General features: G+C 60.2%; 11 protein-coding genes. 8 read left to right on the top strand and 3 right to left on the bottom strand.

What is annotated here, in order from left to right; all coding sequences use genetic code 11:
* The first annotated feature begins 5 nt into the window (after positions 1-5).
* Both NZ746_12380 and NZ746_12385 read left to right on the top strand, forming a co-directional pair.
* Positions 6-1,355, top strand: coding sequence for a dicarboxylate/amino acid:cation symporter (locus NZ746_12380; GenBank protein MCS6818154.1), 1,350 nt, complete (start codon positions 6-8; stop codon positions 1,353-1,355).
* Entirely contained in the window at positions 1,349-1,555 is a 207-nt protein-coding gene (locus NZ746_12385; GenBank protein MCS6818155.1) for a hypothetical protein, read from the top strand. Before NZ746_12380 ends, NZ746_12385 begins: the two co-directional genes overlap by 7 nt.
* Before the next feature lie 19 nt (positions 1,556-1,574).
* On the opposite strand, the gene queF is transcribed toward NZ746_12385, so the two are convergent.
* Complete coding sequence (gene queF / locus NZ746_12390) at positions 1,575-2,006, bottom strand: preQ(1) synthase (protein MCS6818156.1); 432 nt, start codon at positions 2,004-2,006, stop codon at positions 1,575-1,577.
* A 98-nt stretch (positions 2,007-2,104) separates the two neighbouring features.
* Positions 2,105-4,843 (bottom strand): M14 family zinc carboxypeptidase, encoded by a 2,739-nt coding sequence (locus NZ746_12395; protein ID MCS6818157.1) that lies wholly within the window; start codon positions 4,841-4,843, stop codon positions 2,105-2,107.
* Positions 4,844-5,029: 186 nt separating this feature from the next.
* On the opposite strand from NZ746_12395, the gene NZ746_12400 reads away from it, so the two are divergent.
* From NZ746_12400 to pyrF, 4 genes are all read left to right on the top strand, one after another.
* The gene (locus NZ746_12400; GenBank protein MCS6818158.1) at positions 5,030-6,133 is read left to right on the top strand and encodes a DUF2914 domain-containing protein; all 1,104 of its coding nucleotides are present in this window, start codon (positions 5,030-5,032) and stop codon (positions 6,131-6,133) included.
* Between the two features lie 79 nt (positions 6,134-6,212).
* Positions 6,213-8,480 (top strand): carbohydrate binding family 9 domain-containing protein, encoded by a 2,268-nt coding sequence (locus NZ746_12405; GenBank protein ID MCS6818159.1) that lies wholly within the window; start codon positions 6,213-6,215, stop codon positions 8,478-8,480.
* Between the two features lie 27 nt (positions 8,481-8,507).
* On the top strand, positions 8,508-9,686 hold the full coding sequence (locus tag NZ746_12410) for a pyridoxal phosphate-dependent aminotransferase (GenBank protein MCS6818160.1): 1,179 nt from the start codon (positions 8,508-8,510) through the stop codon (positions 9,684-9,686).
* A gap of 41 nt (positions 9,687-9,727) precedes the next feature.
* On the top strand, positions 9,728-10,486 hold the full coding sequence (pyrF, locus tag NZ746_12415; GenBank protein ID MCS6818161.1) for an orotidine-5'-phosphate decarboxylase: 759 nt from the start codon (positions 9,728-9,730) through the stop codon (positions 10,484-10,486).
* A 34-nt stretch (positions 10,487-10,520) separates the two neighbouring features.
* On the opposite strand, the gene NZ746_12420 is transcribed toward pyrF, so the two are convergent.
* Positions 10,521-12,110 (bottom strand): carboxypeptidase-like regulatory domain-containing protein, encoded by a 1,590-nt coding sequence (locus NZ746_12420; GenBank protein ID MCS6818162.1) that lies wholly within the window; start codon positions 12,108-12,110, stop codon positions 10,521-10,523.
* 169 nt (positions 12,111-12,279) lie between these two features.
* On the opposite strand from NZ746_12420, the gene NZ746_12425 reads away from it, so the two are divergent.
* Together NZ746_12425 and NZ746_12430 are read left to right on the top strand one after the other, a co-directional pair.
* Positions 12,280-13,116, top strand: a complete 837-nt coding sequence (locus NZ746_12425; GenBank protein MCS6818163.1) for a TPM domain-containing protein — start codon at positions 12,280-12,282, stop codon at positions 13,114-13,116.
* Between the two features lie 24 nt (positions 13,117-13,140).
* Positions 13,141-13,682, top strand: a 542-nt coding sequence (locus NZ746_12430) for a nucleotidyltransferase domain-containing protein (protein ID MCS6818164.1), incomplete at its 3' end; no start/stop codon positions are given.

Below are 13,682 nucleotides of genomic sequence, written 5' to 3' on the forward strand. Positions count from 1 at the left end.
AGAGCATGATGAAGGAACGGCGCTCGCTCCCCCTGCACACGAAGATCTTCCTCGGACTCGTCGGGGGAGCTGTCACGGGGATTGGCGTCAACGTCTTCCTCGGCCAGCGGCCAGAAGTCGAGTGGGTCGTCCGAACGGTGACCGAGCCAATTGGACAGATCTTCCTGCGGATGCTCATTATGGTCGTCGTGCCGCTCGTCTTCGCCTCTCTGGCCTTAGGGGTAGCGGGGCTTGGGGATTTGCGAAGACTGGGGCGCATCGGCATGAAGACGCTCTTGTATTTCCTCATGGTGACGACGCTCGCTGTCACCATCGGGTTGGTCTTGGTGAACGCCATTCGACCCGGCGAGGGACTGCCCGAAGAAGTGAAGGTTCGGCTTTTGGAGACATATCGCGGGCAGACGACGCAGACACTGGAGCAAGCTGGGCAGACACGGTTTGGGATTCAAACGCTCGTCAACATTGTTCCCCGAAATCCGATCGCGGCGGCCGTGCAAGGGGACATGCTCGGGATCATCTTCTTCGCCCTCATGTTCGGCGTGGCTCTGACGTTCCTGCCGGCGAGCCGCGCGCAGCCCGTGATGGCCGTCCTCTCGGGGATCGGGGAGGCGATGGTCGTCCTCATTGACTTGGCGATGAGGCTCGCTCCTTTTGGGGTGGCCGCCTTGATCTTCAGCGTTACGGCGCGCTTCGGCTTCGACCTGCTCGTCAAGCTCGGACTTTATGTCTTCACGGTCATCCTCGGGCTTGCTCTCCATCAATTCGGCGTTTATTCGATCCTGGTGCGCGTCTTCGCACAGTTGAATCCCTGGCGGTTTTTCAGTGCCATTCGGACGATCATGATCACGGCCTTCTCCACCAGCTCCTCCAGCGCCACGCTGCCGACGACGATGCGCGTCTCGGAGGAGAATCTCGGTATCCCTCGAGAGATCGCCGGATTCGTCCTCCCGCTCGGTGCGACGATGAACATGAATGGGACGGCGCTCTTCGAGGGAGTCACCGTGCTCTTTCTCGCGCAGGTCTTCGGCGTCGAGCTTTCGCTCTCGGCGCAATTGATCGTCGTGGTCATGTCCGTGCTCACGGCCATTGGAGCCGCGGGGGTGCCCGGCGGCTCGCTCCCTCTGCTCATCCTCGTCTTGCAAGCGGTGGGAGTGCCCGGCGAGGGCATCGCCATCATCCTCGGGGTGGACCGATTGCTCGACATGTGTCGGACGACGCTCAATGTCACCGGAGATGTCACGGCGGCGGCCTTCATCGCGCGCTCGGAAGGATACGTGCTCACCCCGCTGCCCGCGATCGCCGAACCGATCGCAGAGATCGAGCGAACGGATGCACGAGGAGAAGGACGATGGTAGAACGCACGGAACCCAAACGATTCAGTTTTTGGGGGATCCTCTCCATCCTGCTCATCGGTGTGGTGATTTATCTCTTCATGCAAGGCGGCCATCTGATGCTCCTCTACGCTGTGGCGACGATCGCACTGTGCGTCATTTTGATCGTGGTCGCCTTTGATCTCGGCGTGCGAAAGCGGTCGAAGGAAGAAGAACATCCGTGATCGCGCGTTTCCCGAGCGATCATGGGCGAGGTTCAGGGGTCGCCCGTTCGTCTTCGGCCGATCGATCGGCTCGAGCGCGATAGCGCGCACGCACGATGCTTTTCATCCCCCCTCGGACGTTAAATTCTCCGGTCACCTCCGCCCACACGGGCCGACACGCGGCGACGAGATCCCGAAGGATACGATTGATGGCGTTCTCGTAGAAGATCCCGAGTTGGCGATAGCCCAGGATATAGTACTTGAGCGATTTCAGTTCCACGCACAGCTCATCGGGTTCGTAGCGGATCGTGATCGTTCCGAAATCGGGCAGCCCCGTTCGCGGGCATACCGAGGTGTATTCGGGGATGATGATGGTGATCTCATAGCCCTTGAATTGATTGGGCCAGCATTCGATCGGAGGCAGCTCGGCATCTAAGCCTGCCCGAGCGTGTTCTTCCGTGTACTCGCTCATAGGGGCACAACTATAGCCAAGAGGAGCAAGACAAGACAAGTCAACGGCATGCGGAGAGGGCGGCTTCCTCAAAATCTCTCCAGGAAGCCGCCACTCTTTCATCGCAGGGAGGGCGCAAAAAGCACGCTATTGAGGAACAGGCGCGTGAGTGAATGCCAGAAGAGCCGGAAATTCGGATCCTGGGCGTAGAGGATGACGTGACCACGTCCTGTCGGCTCGTGAATGAGATAAGCCGTCCCGCTCAAAAGTTCCACCGTATTGTTAGGCCAGATGAAGCCGCTCAGATGTAGCTCTTTGCCCTCGAAGGTGACAACGTTCGCTCCGTCTCGGCTGCGGGTGAAGAAGCGCGCCCCATTCACGAGGACGGGCAGATGCTCAGCGTCGTATCCGAACGTCAGAAAGTGATGCCGATCCACCGTGGCTCGTAAGATCGCTCCAGGAACAGGAAGAGGACGCGCCGACTTATCGGCTGGCGTCTGGGCTGATGCGGGGCTAGGGGCGCTCGCTCCTGGCGAAGGAAGCGCTTCTTCCTCAGCGCCGAGGACGCGGGAAGTCGTTAGTTCGATCCCTTTCTGTGTGAAAAGCTCTGCCGCGCCTCCGATTCCGATGAGCACGCCGCCTTCGTTCACCCATCGCTTGAGCCGATCAATACCCCGATCTCCCAGGATCGTGCGATAGACCGAGGGATTGCCATCGGGGAAGAGGATCACGTCGTACTCGAAAATGTGAGCACGTTGCAGCGAGGCGAGCGTCATTGGAGTGAAGGGGATGCCGAACCGTCGTTCGAAGAGGAACCAGATCGCGCCGAAGTTTGTAACGGAGACGCCATCTCCAACGATGACGATGATCTTAGGCTTTCGCAGGGGGATGACAGCCGGCGATCCAATCCCCGTGTCACCGCGATCCGCGTATGCGCTCGCTGCCGCGTAGACGTTCACGCCATATTCGCGGGCGAGGGTGGCGATGCGCTCGTGCACGGATTCGGGATTGCGCTCGATGGGGACGACGAGCGTGCCACGCGGGAAATCGCGACCGTCCACGCGCAAGGGCTTCGTTGAAACAGCAATCTTGTATCCTTCGTTGAGTAAGGCGAAGGCCAAGCGCGCCGCCGCGTTCGTCTCATAGGAGAACACGTAGGCCGACGTCGCGCGACCGGTAACGCCGCCCGTGACGATCGGCTTCCGATCATCGCTTGTGACCACGCGCCCAGCGTCATCAAGCGTCAGCAGGGCGGAGCGCACGCGTGGCGCGTCTTCGGTCCAATAGGCTTCGACGCCGAAAGCCAGGGGCAGGGACCATGCTGTCACATCGTAAAACTCATAGCGCTCCTTCGGAACATTCTTACCCCGTCGCTCGTTCCGCTCGCGGATCTCCAATTGGCGCTTGACGAACTGCGGGTCCAACTCGGCTTCGGGTTCAAGCAACGTCTTCGCCAAGCGCATTTGCGGCTGCGCCAAGTCCACCAGGAACGCGCCCACGGGGAACGAGCGCGCCGTCGTCGTCTTGGTCAGATAGTCGCGCGCCGCGCGCGAGGAGAAGGCCTCCTGAGCCACGTGGACTTCGATCCCCGCGCGCAAAAGTGTCGCGACGAGTTCCGCTGCCCGCCCCGGATCGTTCCCTGGCAGGAGGACGAACCGTCGCATTGGACCGCGCGCGCCCTCTTCGATCGCCGTGCGCTTGAAGTCGTAGAAGTATTGAAGCAAGCGTTCGCGATAGCGGACCGCCGTCTCCACCGTCGCCAAGCTCGCGAGGAAATGTTTCGCGATCCCATCGCGCAGGGTCACGAGAGCTCCATCCTCGCGCCGCCAACGTAGCCCCAGACTTCCACCTCCATCGGTCTCATAGGTCATGCCGATCGCTCCGTTGAGCGAAGGCCAACTGTCCCAATATCCCGGATAGAAGAGGTCGAAGACGTCTCGGACGAAATACGCCCACCCTTGACGATCGAAAGCTTCGGCATTGCCCCGTCCGAATATTTCCATCCACTCGTGATACGCCTTCGGGAGATTCGCATTCACGGGAGCGGCCGGCGGCGGGAAGAAGAAGTTCGTCGTCTGACCATGATGATCTACGAAGACCTGCGGATTCCACTGCAGATAGGCGCGCATGAGGGCTTGGGTTTCGATCTGCGTGCTCGCCAAGGCATCGCGATTGAGGTCAATCTGATAGTGATTGTTGTTCGTCGAGAGCCCCCAGGGGGCGTTGTGTTCGTAAGCGAAACGATCCTCGGCTCCGACGGCGAAAGCGTTGTACCAGGCGACGAAACGCTCGTGACTCTCGGGATTATGGGCGGGGTTGATGATGATCAGGGCATTCTCTAAAAGCGTTCGTGTCTTTGGCTCCTCGCTCGCGGCGAAGTGATAGGCGACCTGCAACGCCGCTTCGAAAGCGGCCGATTCGTTGCCATCGTTGGCGTAATTCAGCCAGACGACGACGGGCGTCGTGCGAATGATGGCCGCCGCCTCCTCCGGAGAGCTGAGCCGCCGGGGGTCAGCGAGCTTTTGAACGCGCGCTCGGATCTCCTCGAGCCGATTCATATTCTCCGGCGCACTGATGAGGAGCAGACGGAGAGGACGCCGCTCGTAGCTCTGCCCGTATTCGATCACGCGCACGCGATCAGAGGCCGCTTGCGCGATGGCGAAGATGACGCGCTCCATTCCGCGGAAGTCCGTGTGGAATTCGCCCGGTTCATATCCGAGCAGCTGCGATGGGCGCGGAACCGACGGGCGATAAGGCCCTCGCGCGTAGAAATCGAAGGCGTCGGCGAGGGCCGCAGGCCATGTGGAAGAGAGCATGAAGGAGATCCCACACAGGATCGTCGCAACGAATCGTTTCATCGCTCTTCCCCCTTTTGTGGATTCGCATCGCCCCCTTGAGGCGATGCGTCCTAATCATACGCGGCCATCGGCGCTGCGCCAAGCGCCGTTCGTCCACGTCGAGCGCGTTCGATAGGCGGTGGTCTCAAGCGCCTATCAACTTTTCGAGAGATTGACGCGCTGGCATCGCCCCTGCTTTGATTGAACGTGTGGCGCGAAGGAGCAGGCCGCCGTCGGGCGGCGTGGCGAGATCGGTGGCGCGCGTTCCTCGAGCGCCATCGAAAGCATGGGCCGCTTCTGGCCTTTGTCCTTGGATTCGTGTATGACAGTGTGACGCTCACGCGCATTGACCGGTGGCGGGATAACCTGATCTTGCTCGGATATCTGCTGGCCTCGGGCGTCCTGATCGCGATGGTGGGACGAGCCGAACGCGGACGCCTCAAATCGCCATGGCTGCTCCGACGGCTCGATCTGATGACCTGGGGGGTGCACTTCTTCCTCGGTGGTCTGCTCTCGAGCTACGTCGTCTTCTATTTCAAGAGCGCGGCCGTCGGTCGGTCGTTCATTTTCGTCGGGCTGCTCGTCGGCCTCATGCTGGCTAACGAGTTCTTCGCCCATCGGCTGCGGGATCTGAGGTTGCTCTTGCCCCTTTATTTCTTTTGCGGCTCGGCTTTCTTGACCTTCTTCCTGCCGCTCCTGGTTCGACAATTGAGCGCAGCACTCTTTGTCCTGAGTGGAGTGCTGAGCCTCATGCTGACGGGTATCCTCAGCATAGCGATCTTCGGTTACCGACCCGAGGCGATACGGGTCTTCCCCGTTCCGATGATCGTATTCGGCGGCTTGCTCCTCAGCTATTTCGGCGACGTCATCCCGCCTATTCCTTTGGCGTTGAAGGATGGAGGGATTTACCGGAATGTCCGGCGCGTGGGGACGCAGTATGAGGTCGTCTATCGAGAACCTTCGCGCTGGTTCTTCTGGCGTCGAGATGAACGCGAGTTCGCGTACGCCCCGGGTGATGCCGTCTATTGCTTCGCTGCCATCTTCGCCCCGACGGCATTCACTGAGCAGGTGTGGCACTACTGGCAGCGGCGGGATGAGAACGGCCGGTGGATCACGACGGATCGCCTCTCCTACACGATCATCGGCGGGCGCGAAGGCGGCTATCGGGGCTATACCGTGAAGCGCAAGATCACGCCTGGTCGGTGGCGCGTGGAGGTGCGCACGACTGAGGGACGGCTGCTCGGACGGATCCCCTTTGCCGTCGTCCCCGCGTCGCATCGGCCAAAACGCTTGCGGATCGAGTACCGATAGAGTCCCGATCTCTTGGTGGGAACCGATCAGCATGGTATCCCGTAATAGGGATAGCGATGAGCAACTGGGGAGAAAGGCGATGGTAAGTCGAAGCTTGATCTTTGCGTTTCTCCTGATGCTCTTGCTTGGTGCGATCATAAAAGGATTCGCTCAAGCAGAACGTCCACGCCTGCGCCTCTCTCGCGTTTCATCCCCTCCACGGTTGGAAGAGTACCTGCAAGGGGTGAGGAACGCGGGCGAGGTGTGCGTGTCCGATTTTCGCCAGCGGGAACCGGGAGACGGAATTCCCGTCAGCTTGGAGACGACGGCTTGCCTCTCCTACGATCAGCACCATCTCTACGTCGTCTTCATCTGCAAAGATGATCCGGCGAAAGTTCGCGCGCGCCTCTCTCGACGCGAAGCGATCTTAGAAGACGACCTGGTGGGGGTGACTCTAGACACATTTCAAGATCGGCGTCGGGCCTATCTCTTCCTCGCCAATCCTTTGGGCATTCAGGCCGATGGGATTGTGGGAGAAGGGCAGGAAGATGATATGAGCTTCGATACGCTCTGGTACTCCGAAGGTCGGCTGACGGAAGACGGTTTCATCGTCCGGATGGCCATTCCCTTCCGCAGCCTTCGATTCCCCGCGACGCGAACGCAAACGTGGGGGATCGCGCTCGGACGAATCATCCCACGTCTCAATGAACAAGCGTTCTGGCCCTATATCACCCGGCGCGTGGCCGGGTTCCTTCAACAATTGGCGACGTTGGAAGGACTGGAAGACATCTCGCCGGGACGCAATTGGCAGTTCATCCCCTACGGAGCGTTCGCCGCCGCTCGATTCCTGGATTCAGGTCGGGCGAATGCACCCGCCTGGCGAGCGGAGATCGAAGGACGAGGAGGAATGGATGCTAAGTTCATCTTACGCGACGCCTTCACGCTCGATCTCACGGTGAATCCCGATTTCAGTCAGGTCGAATCCGATGATCCGCAAGTAACGCTCAATCAACGGTTCGAGGTCTTCTTCCCGGAAAAGCGCCCGTTTTTCCTGGAAAATGCCGGCTTCTTCCAGACATTGGAGAACCTCTTCTTCTCCCGCCGGATCGTTGACCCTCAATTCGGCGCGCGGATGACGGGGAAGGCGGGACGTTGGGCTCTTGGCGCGCTCGCCATTGACGATCGGGCTCCAGGCAAGCGCGTCGCTCCTACTGATCCCAGATATGGCCAGCGAGCCGCCATTGGCGTCCTGCGCGTGCAACGGGAATTCGCCGAACAATCGAGCGTCGGCGTCCTCTTCACGCGCCGGTCCTTCCTGTCGCAGTCCAACAGTGTCCTGGCCCTCGATACATTGCTTCGAATGGGTCGGAATTGGACGTTCACCGGTCAGATCATGCAGAGTTTCACCCATCGCGATGGTCGGCGATTCTCCGGTCCCGCCTATTCGCTCGATCTCTCGTACTCGGGGCGGCACTTCTTCTATTCCGGAGAGTATGTGGATCGCAGCCCGCGATTTCATACGCAGCTCGGCTTCATCCGCCGTGTGGACGTGCGGCAGATGGAACATTTCGTCCGATACCGCTGGTTCCGCGAGGGGAAACGCTTGCAGAGCTTCGGACCGAACATCTTCACCCTTGCGAATTGGGATCGGCGTGGTCGTCTTCAAGATTGGGTCATCAGCAATGGGTTCCAGGTGCAGTTCGCCGGACCAACGGAGATCTCCTTCCGCCGTTCGGAGTCGTTCGAGCTGTTTCGCGATCTGGGATTTCGGAAACATGAGACGTCGCTTAGCGCTGCGACCGCGTGGCTCCGATGGCTCACCCTCGGAGGAAGTTATCGCTTCGGAAAGGGGGTCAATTTTTATCCTGCGCCCGGATTGGCTCCCTTCTCCGCGACCACAGCCGGTGGGGAATTGGAGCTGACCCTTCGACCCACCTCGCAACTTTTGGTGAGTCAGGTCTATCTCTACAGCCGCTTGGGCACGCACGGCGAATCCTTGCCCTCATCACTGGCGGACGCGCTTGCGTTGCGCCGGGCGACCGTCAGCATCTTCAACAACCACTTGCTTCGCACAAAGGTGAACTATCAATTCACCCGGGAACTGTCGCTGCGAACGATCATCGATTATACGGCCGTGCTCCCGAATCCCTCTCTGGTGCGGGCGGAGCGAGAGAAGCGAGTCGCCGTGGACATCTTGGTCACATATCTCGTTAATCCCTGGACGGCGCTCTATGTGGGATACACGGATCACTGGGAGAACATTGGTCTCGACCCGACTTCCCCAGGAGGACTTCGACGCCTCGGCGCGCCCACGCGTTCGACCGGACGGCAAGTCTTCGTGAAGTTCAGCTACCTCTTCCGATTCTGAGGTTCATCGCGGTATGCTGAGACACCGATGTTCGCGGCGCGGACCAATTGGCCGACGGCGGTGAATGAGCTGACGCGTCGAGTGCGTGAGCGGCGCGAGCGAGGATTGCCGATTCTGGATTTGACTGAGTCGAATCCCACGCGATGCGCCTTCGAGTATCCGGATGAGGCGATCCTTGCGCCTTTTCTCTTCCCGGAGAATTTGCGGTATGAGCCCCTCCCGCAGGGCGCGCGGTCGGCTCGCGAGGCGATCGCGCGATATTATGCGGAGTACGGAGCGCCCGCCGATCCGGAGCGGATCTTTCTGACGGCGAGCACGAGCGAAGCGTATGCGTTTCTCTTTCGATTACTGGCCGATCCGGGAGATCACCTCCTCGTCCCTCGGCCGAGTTATCCACTCTTTGGATTTCTCGCTGATGTGAACGACGTGCAGCTTGACACTTATCGGTTGGTATATCGCGAGGGATGGCAGATTGATCTCGAGAGCGTGCGAGCAGCATTTCGGCCGAAGACGCGCGCGCTCATCCTGGTGAATCCGAACAACCCGACCGGATCGTTCGTGAAGCGCCGCGAGTGGGAGCGTCTCCGCGCTTTCTGCGCGGAGCACCATCTGGCCGTGATCAGCGATGAGGTCTTTCTGGATTACGCCTATGCGGAAGATCCAGAGCGGATCGGGACCCTCCTTCGGGAGGAGAGTGGGGACATCTTGGTCTTCGCCCTTGGCGGAATCTCGAAGCTCCTTGGGCTCCCGCAAATGAAGCTCGCTTGGATTGGCATCGCTGGTCCGGAGGAGTTGGTGCGCGAGGCGCTCTTTCGGTTGGAGGTCATTGGAGACACGTATCTCTCGGTGAACACCCCGGTGCAGCAGGCCTTGCCGCACTGGATGGCGCTGCGGAGGGCGATGAGCCGACAGATCCTGGAGCGCGTGCTGACGAATCGGCAATTCTTGGAAGAGAACGTCGCTCGAACCGAACGATGTCGTTGCTTGAAGGCCGAAGGGGGATGGTATGCGATCTTGCAGCTCGCGGATGCGCGCGATGACGAGGCGTTCGCGCTTGAACTGGTGGAGCGAGAAGGGGTTTTGGTGCACCCCGGATATTTCTTCGAGTTCCAGGAGGAGGGACATCTCGTCCTCAGTCTCTTGCCTCCGCCAGAGGTCTTCCGAGAAGGCGTTCGGCGGATCCTTCGCCAAATCGAGGGAGAGTGAGGGCATGGGGCGCAGTGCCTCCTATCGCGCGGGAGAGGAAGATGAGGCCGATGAGGGAGAAGAACGAGAAGCTTGAGCCGAAAGATCGCGTGATCCTCGCCCTCGACGTCTCGACGGCAGAGGCGGCTCTGCGCCTCGTCGAAGAGACGGGAGGATTGGTCGGCATGTACAAGATCGGGAGCCAACTCTTCACAGCCGCTGGGCCAGATCTCGTTCGCACGCTCCTTCAGCGGGGAGAGCGCGTGTTCCTCGATCTCAAGTTTCACGACATTCCGACGACGGTCGCGCGTGCTGGGATCGAAGCGACGCGCCTAGGCGTCAGTATGTTTACCGTTCACGCTCTTGGTGGTGAACCGATGATGCGAGCTGTCGTTGAAGCTGTTGCAGATTTCTGCGCGCGCGAATCCATTGCGCAGCCACGCATCCTCGCCGTGACTGTGTTGACGAGCTTGGGGGCTGAGGATCTGGTGAAGGTAGGCCTGCGCGACGAGCCTGAACAAATCGCCATCGCCCTAGCGCGCCTGGCCCATGCATGTGGCGTGGGAGGCGTCGTCGCTTCCGCGTGGGAGGTTGCGCGGATTCGCGAAGTCGTTCCCCATCGGGAATTCGCAATTGTCGTTCCCGGGATTCGTCCTGCAGGCGCTTCTGCGCACGACCAACGGCGCTCAGCGACACCGCAAGAGGCCATCCGAGCAGGAGCGGATTATCTCGTCCTCGGTCGTCCGGTCTTCGAGAGCGCTTGTCCACGAGAAGTCTTAGAGGACATCTTGCGAGAGCTGTCCCTGGGAGCTTTCGGCTAGGCGTCAGGAATGCACCGTCACTTCCATAGCGGCCTCAGAGGTCTTCCTTCCGAAGCGGGGAGATGCGGACCTCAACGATCTGACGAGGACGCACCTTGATCATGCGGGCTGAGGAGAAATGCCTCTCGATCAGGGTCTCGATCTCGATGGAGACTTCTACCGGAACAGCGAACAGCCAATAGCGGCCTGCCGGTATGCCACGAAAGATGAACGGAAATGGACCGGTCGTCCAGGCGAACTTGACCTGTTCCACATCGTGCCGTTTCGTCGGATCTTCAGAGATGAGAAGGAGGCGATATGCGGTCATGTCGCCCTCTTCGGCTTCCACGCGACCATGGATTTCCCCCGTCTCATCGGAGAGCACGACGCGCACGTTCGAAAGCGTGATTCCAGGGTGGAGAGATAGCTCGAAATCAGGCACCTCGCGACCTCCGACCATGAGCGCCTTTATGTAGTACCGCTCGTTGGGGGAGAAAATCGAGAGCCGCGCTCTCCCTTTCGGCAATCCGCCGATACGAAAGGTGCCGTCCGGTTCCACCGATTTGGAGATCATCGAGGGAGCGCCTTCCGGCCCTTCGATTCGGGTCATCGTGAGAGACACGGTGAGAGAATGCATTGGGTCCAAAGGACGGCGATCCTCAAGCTCCACCCAACCCTCTACTCGAGCGGCTTCTGGCAATGCGAAGTCATGGCGGACGGGGTGTTGGGAAGGGATGTGAACGAATTGCCAACGTCCCACGGCATCCCCATCAAGAGATTCCACGCTCACGTGATACTGTCCTGGAGGGAGGTCGAGGAATTCGTAACACCCGGCGGAATCGGTATGTGTCGAGAGGGTGAGGAACTCTTGTCCCGAAAGCGTTAGGCGCGCGCGAACGGGGCTGCCCTGTTTCTCCAAGATGACGCGCCCCATCAATCGAGCTCCTTTCAGGGGCTTAAACGCGATGTCTATGCCTTCGACTTCCTGTCCTTCGCCCACTGAAATGGGGGTAGCCTCTTGGCGGGAGAGGGCGCTGGGAAAATATCGAAGCGTCCATTGGCGACTTCGCCCATGATCCGGGAAGCGAACGCCGACCACATATTGTCCTGGGGGTAGGCCGAAAAAGCGATAGGCTCCCCGATCATCCGTCTGGACAGTGCTTTGATGAGCTGCCTCTCCATTGGCCAGAAGCCGTACAGCCATCACTTCCACAGCGATCATCGGGTCGCTATCTTCATCGAAGACTCGACCGGCAATGGCTCCTCCCGCGATCAACACGAGATCGAGATCTTGCGCGTGCTGACCTGCGAGAAGCTCGATGAATTCTGTGAAAGCTCGCTCCGATTCTGGAGCGAAGAAGCCGATCTGCGAGGCCCGGAGAGCGTACCTCCCGGGAGCCACATTCTCAAAGGTGAAGCTCCCGCGTGCATCCGCGCGCGTTTCTGCAACGAAAGCGGAGTCTGAATCAGAGACCCGATGCAGCTCGACGCGCGCGTATTTCACTGGACGACCAGTGTTCGAGAGGACCCGTCCAGAGATTTTCCCCGTCGCCGATTGAACGGGATTGGCGACCAGCGGCTGTAGGGAAATGAGGACGACCATCACGGCGATGAGCGGCTCATACCCCCGGCATGCCCGTCGCATACGCTCCTCCGCGCTTCTTTTCGTCGTCTCTTTAGATGAGGGCGACCGTCGCCGTGTTCGATGCCCTCTCGCGACGGGATGCTCTTGCACGCGAGCGGGGAACGAACGTTCGCCCGTTGGCGTATGGGGAAGCGGTCTGGTAAGCTATGGCCTGATGCGGAGCGGAATCGTGTTCGGGATTCGGGCCATTCTCATTATTGCGCTCGTGGGATTGGCGCTCGGCCATCTGGCGCATGGCCAGGATTTCCCGTCCCCCCGAGGCTATGTGAACGACTTCGCCGGTGTGCTCGATCCAGAGAGTCAAGCGCGGATGGAGGCCTTGATCCGCCGAGTACGATCCCAGATGGGGGTGGAGATCGCTATCGTGACCGTCCCCTCGCTCGGGGAGAGGCCCATCGAAGACTACTCGATTGAATTGGCGCGTCGGTGGGGGATTGGACAAAAGGGAGAGGATACGGGCTTGCTCATCCTCGTCGCTCCGAACGAGCGCAAGTGGCGTATTGAAGTCGGATATGGGTTGGAAGGGGAGCTGCCTGACGGGTTGGTCGGAGAGGTGGGTCGTCGCATGGTCCCCTATTTTCGGGAACGGAAATATGGCGAAGGGCTCGAGCTGGGACTTCAGACCATTGTTGCGACGCTCGCCCAAAAGCGCGGCGTGACGATCGAGGATGTTGATGCCTCACTCGCCTATGCGCCAGAACGACGACCTGCTCGAACGACCGGTCTTGGCCTCGTTCTCCTGTTGCTCGTTCTCTTCATTGTTGCCTTTGTCTTAGCGGCGACTACAGGCGTAAGCCGGCGGAAGGGAGGACGCGCCTTGCGGTCGCGGCCCTATCGGGACTCAGATTGGCTTTGGTATCCGATTATCTTCAGCGGCGGGGGATCGGGGGGCTTCGGCGGCCATATCGGCGGCAGCTCTCATGGATGGGGTGGATTTGGGGGAGGAGGCTTTGGCGGCTTCGGCGGGGGATCGTTCGGAGGAGGCGGCGCAAGCGGGAGCTGGTGAGAGATCGCGTGCGGCGAAGTGCGTATGGCGGAGGAGCTGGCCAAGCTCGTCGAAGGATTGAAAGCGGCGCATGGCGCGCAGCTTGTCTCCGTCGTGCTTTATGGATCGGCCGTAACGGGAGACTTCGATCCCGAACGATCGAACTATAATGTCCTCGTCATTCTGGAAGCGGTCACTCCGGCCGACCTTCGAGCAGCTCGCCCGCTCATTGAGGAGTGGCAGGCCCAAGGGCACCCGCTGCCGCTGTACTTCACTCGCGAGGAGATGGCCGATGCTTCGGACGTCTTCCCAATGGAGTTCCTCGACATGAGCGCGGCCCATCGCGTCCTTTATGGCGAGGATCCCTTCCTGGGGCTCGCGGTTCCGACTGTCAACCTCCGCCATCAGCTCGAATACGAATTGCGGGGCAAGCTCATCCGGCTGCGGGAACTCTACATCCCGGCGAGCCATAGCGCCGAGCGGGTGACGGCCCTCATGGCAGATTCGATCGTGAGCTTCGTCGTCCTCTTCCGACATGTTCTCCGACTCTTTGGGATCTCCGAACCACCCCTGAAGCGGCAGGAAGT

This window comes from Blastocatellia bacterium (assembly GCA_025055075.1).
GTDB lineage: Bacteria > Acidobacteriota > Blastocatellia > HR10 > HR10 > HR10.